The 14,158-nt window shown below is 44.5% G+C and carries 9 protein-coding genes; all 9 read right to left on the reverse strand.

The features are described 5' to 3' along the window. Positions 1-150: 150 nt before the first annotated feature. Positions 151-990, reverse strand: a complete 840-nt coding sequence (locus CJ305_RS07635; protein ID WP_099645669.1) for an endonuclease/exonuclease/phosphatase family protein — start codon at positions 988-990, stop codon at positions 151-153. 78 nt (positions 991-1,068) lie between these two features. Then, positions 1,069-2,712, reverse strand: a complete 1,644-nt coding sequence (locus tag CJ305_RS07640) for a sulfatase family protein (protein WP_099645670.1) — start codon at positions 2,710-2,712, stop codon at positions 1,069-1,071. 3 nt (positions 2,713-2,715) lie between these two features. Next, positions 2,716-3,621 carry an alpha/beta hydrolase gene (locus CJ305_RS07645; RefSeq protein WP_099645671.1) on the reverse strand — a complete coding sequence of 302 codons (906 nt, stop codon included), beginning with the start codon at positions 3,619-3,621 and terminating at the stop codon, positions 2,716-2,718. An 11-nt stretch (positions 3,622-3,632) separates the two neighbouring features. After that, on the reverse strand, positions 3,633-5,909 hold the full coding sequence (bglX, locus tag CJ305_RS07650; RefSeq protein WP_099645672.1) for a beta-glucosidase BglX: 2,277 nt from the start codon (positions 5,907-5,909) through the stop codon (positions 3,633-3,635). 92 nt (positions 5,910-6,001) lie between these two features. Further along, complete coding sequence (locus CJ305_RS07655; protein WP_223248828.1) at positions 6,002-6,772, reverse strand: carboxylesterase family protein; 771 nt, start codon at positions 6,770-6,772, stop codon at positions 6,002-6,004. Positions 6,773-6,780: 8 nt separating this feature from the next. Then, a complete protein-coding gene (locus CJ305_RS07660; RefSeq protein WP_099645674.1) occupies positions 6,781-8,181 on the reverse strand; it encodes a glucoamylase family protein in 1,401 nt (466 codons plus the stop codon). Between the two features lie 2 nt (positions 8,182-8,183). Continuing rightward, positions 8,184-9,560 (reverse strand): glucoamylase family protein, encoded by a 1,377-nt coding sequence (locus CJ305_RS07665; RefSeq protein WP_394340046.1) that lies wholly within the window; start codon positions 9,558-9,560, stop codon positions 8,184-8,186. Continuing rightward, positions 9,560-10,981, reverse strand: coding sequence for a RagB/SusD family nutrient uptake outer membrane protein (locus CJ305_RS07670; protein ID WP_099645675.1), 1,422 nt, complete (start codon positions 10,979-10,981; stop codon positions 9,560-9,562). Before CJ305_RS07670 ends, CJ305_RS07665 begins: the two co-directional genes overlap by 1 nt. A gap of 11 nt (positions 10,982-10,992) precedes the next feature. Then, positions 10,993-14,106 carry a SusC/RagA family TonB-linked outer membrane protein gene (locus CJ305_RS07675; protein ID WP_099645676.1) on the reverse strand — a complete coding sequence of 1,038 codons (3,114 nt, stop codon included), beginning with the start codon at positions 14,104-14,106 and terminating at the stop codon, positions 10,993-10,995. Positions 14,107-14,158 lie beyond the last annotated feature (52 nt).

The following is a 14,158-nucleotide window of genomic DNA, read 5'->3' on the forward strand; positions in this document are numbered from 1 at the left end:
AAGCTTCTCAAAGGTTTCACTACAAAACCAGTCTTCCGTTGCCGGAAGACAACACAACTTCTTTATAAGGACCGGCAGCGCCGGATTGTTTTCTGAATAAAGCACAAAAATAGCATTACTTTTTTAATTTTTATGCTGTAATCTCCATTTTTAGGGTTGAATTTCTACTAAAGTATAAACCGGCAAATGGTCTGAAGCGTAGTGCAGATTTTTAGAATCGCTTAGTGTGGCGTGTTTCAATACTTTAACCGGACTCGTTTTACCCACAAAAATATAGTCGATGCGGCGGGTTACCGGTTGGTCAAAATCAAAACCATTAAAAGTGCCTTCCGGTCCAAAAGAACCGCTTAAGCTCGCTTTAAAGGTGTCTTTTAATTGTGTTTCCAAAACTGCAACAGGTTCAGAGTCGGGTTCCAGATTAAAGTCGCCGGTGACAAAAACCGGATAATTCAGGCTGTTGATTTCGCGTATCTGGTCAAGTATTAATTGGGCGCTGTATTTACGGGCTTCAACTCCTACGTGATCAAAATGCGTATTGAAGACATAAAAGCGGGCATCGGTTTCTTTGATTTCAAACAAGGCATAGGTGCAAATTCGGGGTAGCGCAGCGTCCCAGCCGGTAGAGATTTCTTTCGGCGTAGTTGAGAGCCAAAAGGTATCACTTGCTATGAGTTCCAGTTTTTCCGCTTTGTAAAAAATCGCGGAAAATTCGCCTTTGTTTTCACCTTCACGACCAACTCCCACGTGTTTGTACCCGGTAAGATTTTCGCCCAAATACTGCATTTGTTCGGGTAAGGCTTCCTGTACGCCCATTACATCGGGAGCATAAAAAAGTACCTGAGCGGTCAGAAATTCCTTGCGCTTACTCCAGGCGTCGTCCCCGTCAGATTCTGTAGCCATCCTGATGTTGTAGGTCATTAGACTGAGTTCCTGAGCCGGTAAAAGATTAAGGCCAAAAAGTGCAAAAAGAAGGAGAGCTGTAAACTTCATATTTAGGTGTTTTTAAAATCGAAAATTAAGTCAAAGCTGGAAAATGGCATTACGATCTTGGGTTAAGTTCATATTAAGCTATTGCATCGGCGTACCGCGAAGACGCTCAAAGTTTTTATAGGCTTGCTCCACCTGCTTTTGTGGAGCCTGCTCAAATTCTTTTGCTGTAACACCGTAGGCTCCCTGAATTGAGTCTAGCTTTTTGTGCAAACCTGCAATGATTTCAGAGTATACAGGGTCATCAATTTTATTCTGAATTTCCTGCGGATCACTTTGTAAATCGTAAAATTCCCATGCGTCTATGTCATCGTAAAAATGCATCAGTTTGTAGCGCCTAGTACTTATGCCATAGTGCTTTTTGACCATATGAAACGCGGGAAAATCGTAATAATGATAGTACAAGACCTCTCTAAAATCGGTATCCGGTATTCTTTGTTCTAGTACCGGCCGAAGTGATTGCCCCTGCATGTCCACAGTTAGAGAATCACCCTGAGCGTAATCTAAAAAGGTTTGCGCAAAATCCAGGTTTTGTACCAGAGCTTCACTGTGGCTACCGGCTTTGATTGCTTTGGGGTATTGTACCAGAAGCGGAGTGCGATACGACTCTTCATACATAAACCGCTTGTCAAAAAATCCCTTTTCGCCCAGATAAAATCCCTGATCTGAAGTATAAACCACAATAGTGTTTTCGTCCAGATTATGAGCTTCGAGATAGTCAAGAATTTGGCCTACGCCTTCATCTACAGCAGCAATAGTCGCCATATAATCGCGTAAATAGCGCTGACCTTTCCACTCATCAAGTGCTTTGCCGTGCAGATTGGCTTTATGAAAAGCATCGTTTTTGGGTTGGTAAGCGGCATCCCAGGCCTCGCGCTGTTGAGGGGTCATCCGTTCAAAATCGGTAGTCCAGGGATTATGAGCCAATTCAGGGCTGCCTAATTCTTTGGTCATTTTCAGATCATGACCTTCATACATATCTTTATAAACCGTTTGCAATTGCTCCTGAGAAGCCTGCGAACCGGCGTGATCTGTAAAATAGGTGTCTGGCAAGGGGAAAGTAATCGAATCGTACTTTGTTGTGTGTCTTAATGCCGGCATCCAGTTGCGGTGCGGTGCCTTGTGATGCACCATCATAAAGAACGGCTTTGTAGTGTCACGCTGGGTATCGAGCCAGTTTAATGCATCTTGCGTAATGAGGTCTGTAGCATAACCCGTGACTCGAGTTGTGTCCCCTTCTTTTATAAAGTCCGGATTGTAGTAATTGCCCTGGTCTTTAATAATATTCCAGTAATCAAATCCCTGCGGATAGCCGTGCAAATGCCATTTGCCCAGAATCGCGGTGGTGTATCCCAGTTCCTGTAACTTTTTGGGCAAGGTAGGCTGGTCGCCATCAAAGCGATCCCCGTTTTGCCGAAAACCATTGATGTGGCTGTGTTTACCGGTCAAAATCACCGCCCGGCTGGGGCCACAAATAGAATTGGTCACATAGGCCCGATCCATACGCATGCCGTTAGTGGCAATGCGATCAATGTTAGGAGTAGGAGCTAACTGACTCACGGGATGTCCGTATGCACTTATTGCCTGAAACGCGTGATCATCAGACATAATGAAAATAATGTTGGGTTTTTTAGGCTGTACCTCAGCGACCTCTGCTTTTTCGTTTTCCTCCTTGCAGGAAAGGAATGCGAGTATCACGAGTAAAATGGGAAAAGCGGTTTTCATTGGCTATTTTTTTTCAACAGATTCCTCGTGCTGCATAAGCTGTTGTTCATTTACTACCGCATTTAAAAACGCAGCTATTTCGGTCGTATACTCATAACCCAGACCGGCCCAGTCGTGATTGCCTCCCGGTGCGCTAAGCAAAGTGTAGGATGCATTGAGCTCTTTCAGCTTTGCTGCGATAAACGCATCGCCGTCAAGCGGTAAAAAACCCGGACTTTCATAAGGACAAAAATGATGCGGGTCACTGGAATAAGGGACCAAATTATCTGCATCGCCGTGAATAAAGAAACCCGGAACTGCATTTTCTGAAGTAAGGTAGCGGGCATCTACCACAGCTCCTGCAAAAGATACCACGGCAGCTATTTTCGGGTAATTGCCCAAATCCTTAAAATCAGGATGCTGCGCCATATACGCGGTGTTTAAAATACCTTCTGCACCGGCGCTGCTCCCGGTAAGAATGATTTTTTCGGGATCAAAACTAAAATCCGGATTTGATTTAAGATAACCTAACGCATCCAGAATATCGGACGTTGTTTGTTTAAAGGTTTCCAGTTTTTCGGAAGCCGGGCAATCACAACCAAAACCCGTCGCTTTGCCCTTGCGGGTAAGGTGATAGCTTATGGATGCTACGGCGTATCCCTTAGTGGCCATAGTTTGTGAAAATTCGGTTTCCTGAGCGTTATCGCGTTTCCCTCCCGAAAAACCACCACCGTGAACCAGCACAATCAAAGGACGTGAGTTGTCGTTTCGATTTTGCGTTGCCGTATAAAAATCAAGCTTTAAGGTATCGGCATAGGTATGTGTAGATTTTACCAAATCTGCATAGACCTGACCCACGTATTTTTTTTGGGCTCCCAGAGTAAAGACTGAAAAAACAAGTGTCGCGAATATGCAGATTTGGCGTATCATCCCGGCTAATTTTAGTTAAGCGTAAAGGTTTCTTTAAGGGAAGCATTGCTGTTTCCACCCACAAAGATTTCAAATTGGCCCGGCTCAGCTACAAACTCAAGTGCTCCGTTGTAAAATTTGAGATCGTCGGGTTCTAAAGTTAATGTAACCGTTTTGGTTTCTCCCTTCTTTAAAAACACTTTTTCAAAGCCTTTAAGTGTGCGTACCGGTGGCGTAAGGCTGCGTACTACATCGTGCAGGTATAATTGCACCACTTCCTCACCGTCGTGGTCTCCGGTGTTGGTCACATCAACCTGTACCTCCAGAGATTCACCGAAATTGATTTCTTTTTTAGCTAACGAAAGTTTTCCATACTCAAAAGAAGTATAGCTTAAGCCATAACCAAACGGAAGCAAAGGCGCATTGGGCGAATCCAGATATTGTGATTTAAACTTCTCAAATTCAGCAGAAGGAGCAGGACGGCCGGTGTTTTTCATACTGTGATATACAGGGATTTGTCCTACGCTACGCGGCCAGCTTGCGGTAAGTTTTCCTGAAGGATTGTAATCTCCAAAAACCACATCGGCAACGGCATTACCGGCCTCAATACCGGGATGCCAAACCTGTAAAATACTTATGGGAAGGTCCATTTCTTCGGTGATGACCAGAGGGCGGCCACTCATCAAAACAAGCACTACCGGTTTTCCGGTTTTTACGAGTTCGCGTATTAATTGCTTTTGACTGTTAGGGATGCTGATGTCGGTGCGGCTTCCGGCTTCACCACTCATTTCGGTGGCTTCACCTACCACAGCAACAATTACATCGGCCTCAGTTGTAGCGGCTAGCGCTCCTTCCAACAAAGCTTCCGGACTTTCCTCTGAGATTTCAATTCGCGGACCAAAGACGTTTACTTTTTTCGCGAATGCGGAATCATTAGAGATGTTGGCACCTTTAGCATAGGTAATCTCCGCCTGTGGGGCTACATTTTTGAATCCGGTTAAGATAGAAACTGAAAGTTGAGGGTTACCGGTAGGTGCCCAGGTACCCAGCATATTGTTTTTACTGTCTGCCAGCGGACCAACAAGTGCGATTTTAGCATTTTTAGCTAGCGGAAGCGTATTGTTTTCATTCTTAAGTAAAACGAAAGACTTACGTGCTGCTTCGCGGGCAATAGCCTTGTTTGCATCGGTTAGAATATCGCGTTGCGGTCTTTTAGAATCGGAATATTTATAGGGATCTTCAAACAGACCCAGTCGGTATTTGGCCTCCAGAATGCGTCGACAGGCCTGAGTGATGGTTTCTTCGGTGACCTTACCTTCTTCAACTGACTTTTTAAGGGTGGTTAAAAAGCCTTCGCCTACCATATCCATATCCAGCCCCGCATTGATGGAAAGCGCAGATACGGCCTGTAAATCGCCCATACCGTGCGCGATCATTTCGTTCACCGAAGTATAATCTGAAACTACAAAACCGTCAAAGCCCCAGCGATCGCGAAGTAGTGTAGTGAGTAACCATTTGTTTCCACTTGCGGGCACACCATCAACGTCGTTAAATGAACTCATGACACTCTCGGCACCTGCATCAATTGCGGCTTTATATGGAGGCAGGTAGTCATTAAACATTTTTACCCGGCTCATATCGGTGGTGTTGTAATCACGGCCACCTTCTGAAGCGCCATAGAGTGCAAAGTGTTTTACGGTGGCAATCATCGTATTTTCGGCGGTAAGATCTTCCTGCTGGTAACCTTGCACCATTGCTTTTGCGATTTGAGAACCCAGATACGGGTCTTCCCCGGCACCTTCGGCAATACGGCCCCAGCGCGGGTCACGCGCTATGTCTACCATCGGTGAAAAGTTCCAGTTGATGCCGTCTGCAGTGGCTTCCTGAGCAGCAATCTGAGCTGTTTTCTTTATCAGCTCCATATCCCAGCTGCTTGAAAGTCCTAACGGAATAGGAAATGTGGTTTTATACCCGTGAATAACATCAGAACCTATAAGCAGCGGAATACCCAGACGGGTATTTTTTACCGCCAATTCCTGCGCCTGTCTTATTTTTTCAGGACCTGCAACCCCAAACAAACCGCCCACGTTGCCGGCCTTGATTTTATCTTCTACATTTTTACTCACCACCGAGCCGGTTGCGACACCACCACCGGGAGTAAGTAAGTTAAGCTGACCTATTTTTTCTTCAAGGGTCATTTTTTTTAAAAGGGCTTCTACTTCAGGAATAGCCTGTCTTTTTTGGGCAAATGCGGTAGTGGCAAGACAAAGCAGACCTATAATTAGAAATCTGGAACGAATACTTTTCATATTTAGAATTTTGTTACCCACCGAAAATCTTTGTTTTAGTAGTGTCGTGGGTTTTGACTTAATTGCCCGTTACAGGCTTTTAACTTCAGTTTTTATTTGGTGTGACTAAAAAGCCACAAAAGAAAATCGGGTTCGGCAAAAGCCGGGTCCCAGCTGTTGTGATTGGCATCTTCATAAATAGTAACACGGGGTTTGGCTCCCGCTTCAAGCATAGCCTGTGCCAGCTCTAGCGAATGAATGGGATTTACCACATTGTCTTCGGCACCATGAATAACCCAAAACGGTGTATTTAGAGCATAGTTTGGTACTTCGCTAGTGCTTCCGGCGCCGCAGATCGCGATTGCTGCAGCAAATGTTTCCGGGTGACGTTGCACCATTTCGTAAGTGCCCATTCCGCCCATAGAGAGCCCCGAGATATACACTCGTGAAGGATCTGCTTTTCCGTCTTTAATAAACGAATTGACCAAATCTGCGGCCATTTGCAAATGCGGTGTAGGCTTTTGATCCGGGTGAAAGGTAATCCCGATAGGATACGTACTTCGGTCTACATCAACATTGGCCCAATACGAATCTTTAGGACACTGCGGAAAAATTACAATAGCCGGAAACGCATTGCGGTTACCTGAATCTGCAAATACTTTTGAGCCGTGTACCAGCTGACTTTCATTATCTGAACCCCGCTCACCTGCACCGTGTAGAAACAATACTAAAGGATACTTTTTTCCAGCGTCGTAATTGACCGGATACTGTATACGGTACTGCAAACTGTCATCAGCTTTGTGGTAAACAGCACGTTCAAAAGTTTCCTGTGCCAGCATTGTGGCTGAGGTAAAAAGAATGAGGACAAATAGTGATAAACGCATATTCATTGTTATTGAGGAATAGTGTAGGTAATATTAAGTTTGTCAAGACCGGCCTGTACGCGCTCATTTTGCATAAACAGTTTCCACAGCAGACCGCTTCGGTAATTTTCAATCATAACGAGAATGGGACCTTGATCAATCGCCAGATAGGCTTCGGCCACTTCATAGTTTTGAACCGGGCTGAAGGCATCATAGAAGCCTGCCGGACCCAGCAAAATATTCTTCAGTTCATAAAATCTGCGCAAAGCAGCCATTGATTTTTCAGGAGTGTAGGGGAACGAACTCAATGCTGCTGTTGGCGTAATGACACCGGTATCATTACCCGGACTGTGGGCGGTATATCCCAGACTTCCATCTGAATTAATGGTATAACTGGCCGTTAAACCCCAGAGATTGGAAGCATAACCCGGCCAGTTCTTGGGATTCTCAACGCAATATGCATAATTGCTCAACGCGTGATTAACGGTTGCGGTCTCATAATTTACAAAGGCATCAGATAAGCCAAATGGATTAAGACCTAAATAGGAGTAATGTGCCCAAAAAAGGGGACCACCGGTTTGCTCTTCGCCCGCGTGTCTTACTTCAAGTGGGTAGCCATAGGCCACTGCTGAAGATTTAATACCGCCATTTTGCGCCCAACCCTGATTGTAAACTTCAGGATCAATAGAATAGTCTTTGGAAGCCGCTGCCATAACATAAGTGATCAAGGTTTCATTGTAACCCTGCAGTCTCAGGTTGATCGCAAATTCATTCTCCGGGCTCCAATGCCAGTACAGTACATTTTCACCTTTGGTAAACCAGTTCCATTCTATGCCATCAATCAGTTTAAAAGCTTTTTGAGCAAGAGCCTGTTCTTCGGCAGAGCCGTTTTTAAAATATTCGCCTACGGTGATAAGCCCCTGAGCTACAAATGAAGTTTCTACCAGGTCGGCCCCGTCATCAAGCGTACTGAAAGGAATTACATCTCCGGTAGCACCATTCATCCAATGTGGCCAGGCGCCGTGAAAGCGGTCTGCTGTTTCGAGGAAATTGATGATTTTTGAAAGTCGGTTAAAGCCTTCTGCTCTTGAAACAAAATTGCGTTCAATCCCTACAAGAATTCCCATCAATCCAAAACCGGTACCCCCGGTAGCAACTATTTGCTGATCCCGGGTAGGATTTGCAGGAATGTAGCGCTCTTTTGCGGCCCCAGATTCGGTATTGGCATAATCCCAAAAGTATTTAAAGGTTTCGCTTTGCGTAAGATCTAATAATTCGGCATCGGTAAGTTGGGGTTCTGAGTCCGGATTTTCGCCCCCATTGCCTCCATCAGGATTTTCCTCCTGTGGTTCAGTTACAGGGTCTGGGCTGTCACTAGAACAGCTCATAACAAGTACGGTACTTAGAATTAAAATTACGTGCCTGATCATTTTTAAGATTTTAGATACGGAGTTTCAAATCCGAGTTTTTTTAGTCCGTTGAGAACATCTTCATTTTTCATAAACAACTCCCAGAGCAGGCCGCTTCGGTAATTTTCAATCATTACAGGAATGGGGCCCTGATCAATCGCCAGATAGCGCGGTAGGTACCAGTCGTCCTGTAAGCTGAATGCATCATAAGGACCGTACTCCCCAATGTATTGCGGAAGATCGGTATAGAGATGACGCAAAAATGCCTGACTTTCTTTAGGGGTGTAAGGCATCGAAGATAAAGCGGCCGTCGGGGAAATAACGCCCAGGTCTTCGCCGGGGCGGTGACCTGCATAACCTTTTATAGAATAGCTGGATGTCAGACCCCATAAATCAGGACCGTAGCCCTTGTAGTTTTCGGGGTTTTCGACAGCATATTCATATTGAATTTTTGCGTGGTTTACATTGAGTTTCCAATAATCACCATATTGATCTGTGAGACCTTTAGGGTCTAATCCCAAATAGGAATAATGTGCCCAGAATAAAGGGCCAACAATGGCCTCGTCGTTATGCTCGTAATGATTAAGCACCGTTCGCATGCCGTACATCGAGGTGTCTTTTGCAATACCGCCGTCAAGTGCCCAGCCCTTTTCGTAAACAGTTTTAGAAATGGGATGCGTGGGCGATGCGGCCGCAAGAACATACATAATTAAAGCCTCATTGTAACCACCTACTGGGAAGTCCATCTTCCAGCCTACATTAGGAGACCAGTGCCAGTACAACACATCTTTGCCCTGCGTGTACCAATCCCATTCTACTTCCTGCCAAAGCGTATCGATCTGGTTTGCTAGAGCCTGTTCGGCCTCATTACCGTCACGATAGTACTCAGCTACAGCTAACATTCCCTGTACCAAAAAAGCGGTTTCTACCAGGTCACCTCCGTCATCGTTTTTGCTGAAAGGTTTAACCTTTCCGGTAGTGCCATCAAGCCAATGTGGCCAGGCACCGTGAAAACGATCTGCCTGCTCCAGAAAGTTGACCATTTTTTGAAAACGTACAAATGCAGAATCTTTTGGGATAAAACCCCGCTCGACTCCTGCCAGTAAGGCCATAAAACCAAAACCGGTACCTCCTATGGTCACCACGTTTTTATCATTAGACGGGTAAATACCATCCATATGAATGCGCTCAGGAGCAAGACCTGAGTCTGGGTTGGCGCCATCCCAAAAATAATTGATGGTTTGTTTTTGTACCGAATCTAATAGGACTTCATCAGAAATCGAATCGGAAGTCGCGTTAGCGACCTCCTGATTCTGATTCTCTGTTTGCGATTCTTTACATCCTGGCAGGGATAGAAGAATCAATCCAACTAAAAATAAACGTATATGCTTTGTTATCATTACCATCCCGGGTTTTGTCTCATTGATGGTGTTTGAACAAGTTGATCATTAGGAATGGGGAACAACTCGTGCTTACCTTCTATAAATGTTTTTCCGTCTGCAGCCATGGCTTCTTTAGCTTGTCCTGTACGAATAAGATCAAACCAGCGGTCGTGTTCCATCGCGAGTTCCAGACGACGCTCTTTCCAGATGGCGCGTCTAAGCTGAGCCTGATCTGTAGTGGTAATAGCAGGTAAATTTACACGGCTACGCACCCGGTTTAACGGAGTTAGAGCAGCGGCAGATTGCCCCAGCTCGTTTAAGGCTTCGGCACGTATAAGCAGAATTTCCGCAAAACGTAAAACGCGGATGTTTTTATCCCCGTCACTTTGCCCTGCATTTGCAGAAGAGTAGGCCTTCTCGCTATAGCGTGGGTTTTCAACACTGGTACTTACTACTCTGCCATCCCATAAGGTTTCGCCTGCAAAAATAATGGTAGCATCACGACGTATGGCATCACCTTCGGCATTGAAAGCATCTTCCAGGTTTTGTGATGGAGAGTTAAAGCCCCATCCCCAGCCGCTGGGACCACGAGCTCCCTGAGTTTGAGAATACTGCTGCACCCCGTGTTGTGGGATTTCACCACGAGCCTGAATTTCAAAAACGGATTCGGGACCGTTTTCGGTAGATTCTCTCCAGATGGTAGCATAATCAGGTTCCAGATCGTATTGATTTGACGTAATTAGATTATTTGCCATATCTGCTGCCTGCTGCCATTTACCCTGATACAGGTAAACTTTAGCCAGTAGCCCCTGTGCTGAACCTTTTGTTGCACGACCTATATCTGAAGATGCATAGTCATTTTTTAAAGGCAGGTCAGCAATGGCTTCAGTAAGATCCTGCTCAATATAGGCATATACCTCTTCAACCGGAGCGCGTTCAACCAGATCTACACTTTGAATAGGGACGTCACCAAATGAGCGTACCAGCCAAAAGTAATTGAGCGCACGCAAAAATTTAGCTTCTGCAATGATGCGCTCTTTAGGAGCACTTGTCGGTCCCTCATAGAGCTCGGTGAGTTCGATTGCCTGTCTGGCACGGCCAATAGTTTTGTACCATTGGGTCCACATGGCCCGTACAGATACCGATGAGGTGGTATGGTTAAGATTGTCAAGCTCCCGTTTGTCTGTTCCGGTGTCTGTAGGAGAACTTCCCTTATCGGAATTATCAGAAATCATATCGGTCATTCCTAAATAGGAAAAGGCATAGGAAAAGTCAGTATGCATTCCATACACACCAGTCAAGAAATCTACAGGTTCAAAGTCATCACTGTCTTCAGCGACAGGATCTACAACCTCTACTTCTTCCACAAAATTGTCGCAGTTAACAAGCATAAAGCCTGCAAAAAGCGTGAGTATTATATGTTTTAATGTTTTATTCATCGCTTTATTTTTTAGAGTTTGAAATTGGCGCCCAGTATAAACGAACGTGTATTTGGGTATGCAGAAAGTTCAATACCGGTAGTTCCCGTAGGATCTCCATTCTGGTTTAGTTCAGGAGTAAAACCGGTATATTTTGTAAACATAAACGGGTTTTGCAGAGTTACATATACCCTGGCGCTATTGATAAAATTGCTCAATTCGGGCAGCGTATATCCCAGTGTAATGTTATTGATTCGGAAATACGAACCGTCTTCCAGATAGTATGAAGAAGCTTCTACGTCACGTTCTGCACCGGGATTTACATTTGTTGAGCCGGGACCGGTCCATCGTTTGTTGAACTGTTCGGCAGAAATGTTCTCACCACCAATACGGGTGTTGTATAGTCCGTTGTACACTTTGTTACCGCCTACTCCAAAACCGGAAACGCTTAGGTCAAAGCTCTTGTAGTTTGCGCCAATATTCACACCGTAGTTATAAGTTGGGATGTACGAACCGAAGTACTTTTTATCGCGGTCGTCAATAACACCGTCTTCATTTTGGTCTACATAGCGCAGGTGTCCGGGTCTGGCATTTCCAAGCGAAGTATTATTGTCAATCTCTTCCTGAGTTTGCCATACCCCGTCTGCCTCGTACATCCACCATGCAAAAATGGGTTGACCTTCTGCAAGCCGTTTGGTAATACGACCATTTCCTAAACTTCCACCAATAGCGCCATCGTAAGCAGGCTTTACATTCTGAACACGGTTTTCGTTTGTAGAAAAGTTTACGCCAATATTGTATGAAAAATCAGAACCAATCTGGTCTCTCCAGTTTACTAAAAATTCAAAACCGGAGTTGGAGATTTCTGCCGCTTCATCGAAGAAATTAGAACTGAATTCTGAATTGAGAATAGGTCTAACATTAAGAATAGCATTTGTGTTTAGTCTGTTGTAGTAGTCAATGGTACCACTAAGACGTCTGTTAAGCATTGCAAAATCGAAACCTACTTCAAATTCTTCCGTCACCTCCCAGGATAACGGAATAGCAGGTGTTCCCAATGCAGCACCAATGATTAAGCTTTGAGCAGGGCCAAAAACGTAGTTGGTGTTTCGGCTTCCGTCACCCGAATTGATTGACTGTACGTTGAAAGGAATGGCCTGATTTCCCAGTTTACCCCAACCTGCAAATAGTTTAAAATTATCCAGAACCCCGTTATCTTCCATAAAGGATTCATTAGTAAGCGTCCATCCTAAACTGAATGCCGGAAAGTAGCCAAAGAAGTTATCATCACCGGTAACAAAGTCACTGGTTCCATCCCGGCGTAACACAGCACGAAGGTAATAGCGGGAATCGTAGTTGTACTCAACCCGACCAAAATACGACTGTAAATTGGTACTTTGGAATGTATCACCACCTACACTATCGTCAAATAAACGATCTGTTCTTAAGTTGAAATTACGCAGGTTGCGCTCAGGTCTAACATCGTACCCCTGTGAGGAGGTAAACTCACCGCCCTGATAGTTTTCACGGCTTAAGCCTACGGTAGCGCTTATGTTGTGCTTGTCAATTTCTTTAGTGTAAGTCAAAAAGCCTTCCACGTTCCATCGGTATGATTCGGTGCGACTTACGCTGTAGGAGTTGTTTGCGAATTCTGTTGAAACAATGCCGTCTCCATTAGGGTCATCTCTTTCTGTGTCAAAAGTGGCTTCAGATCTTCTTGGGTCTGCGTTAAGCCACTGGGCTCTGATGTCTGAAAAACTGTGGTTTGTAGAGTAGAATTTTGTTGCCGCAAAACGAGTGGTGAGCATCAGGTCGTCTGTAATATCCAGTTCTGCTGCTATTTGACCCTGAAGACTGGTGGTATTTATATAGGTGTCTTCAAAAAATACCTGAGATACCGGGTTGGCGTGTGTATTTAATCGTCCTACGCGCTGACCGGGCTCACTTTCAAACGTTACTATACCTGTAGCTTCGTTTACGAAAGACTGTCCAAATAGACCATTATCATATCGTACGGGTACCAGAGGTGATTGTCTGTAAGCACTACTGAATGCTCCGAAAGGTTTAGGAGTTTCGTTGGTATAGGCAATATTCAGGTTTTGAATAATTCTGAAATTGTCATTGAATAAATGGTACGTATTGTTACTACGTATAGTTCCTCTACGGAATTTTTGACCGTCTAGAATACCTTTTTCTTCAAAAAGGTTATAACTCAAAAAGTAATCGATATTATCTGAAGCTCCTGAAACCGAGAAGCTGTTGTTATTGATGAGACCGGTTTGAAGCAATTCATCGTACCAGTCTGTGTCATAACGCTGATTTTCCTGAAGTAAAAAGCCGTCATTTGCGGCGCTTTCCTCATTGAAGTATTGAATATACTGGTCTGCGTTGGCCATTTTTACCTGATTTAAGATGGTCTTTGCTCCATAATAAGATTCAAACGAAAATACAGGCTTACCACTTTTACCTCGTTTGGTAGTAATTAGAATAACCCCGTTTGCAGCACGTATACCATAAATGTTTGCATACGAAGCACCTTTGAGGAAGTCGATAGATTCAATATCGTTTGGGTTGATACTGCGAATATCACTTAGTGGCTGACCGTCTACAATATAAAGCGGAGACCGCCCACCTTCAGCAGTGCCTAAACCACGCATCAATACAGTAGGTGTAGAACCCGGCGCATCGTTTGCAATAATGTTCACACCGGCAACCTTACCCTGAACGGATTGAATCGCAGTAGTGGCCGGTTGTTTGGTGATTTCTTCACTATCAACCGAAACAATAGCTCCGGTGATATCAGAACGTTTTTGATTACCATAACCTACGACAACGACTTCGTCCAGTTCACTGGTTTGATCCTGCAACGCGAGGGTATATACATCGTCATTAGTTACAGAAAACGTTTGCGATTGGAAACCCAAATAAGTAATACGTATTTGGTCACCCACGCTAGCTTCTAAAGAAAAGTTACCGTCAAAATCGGTTACGGTGTAGGTGTCTTTATCAACCACCTTTAATTCGGCGCCGGGTAAAGGCACATTGCGGGTGTCTGTAATAGTACCCGTAATGGTCTTGGTTTCCTGAGCTGAAAGGGAGAATGAAAACAGACCCAGAAAAAGCAAAAAGCTAATTTTACACTTCATATACATTAGTTTTTGAATTGGTTTTTAAAATTCTGGTGTGAATATAGGAGAC

The organism is Leeuwenhoekiella nanhaiensis (assembly GCF_002744755.1).
GTDB lineage: Bacteria > Bacteroidota > Bacteroidia > Flavobacteriales > Flavobacteriaceae > Leeuwenhoekiella > Leeuwenhoekiella nanhaiensis.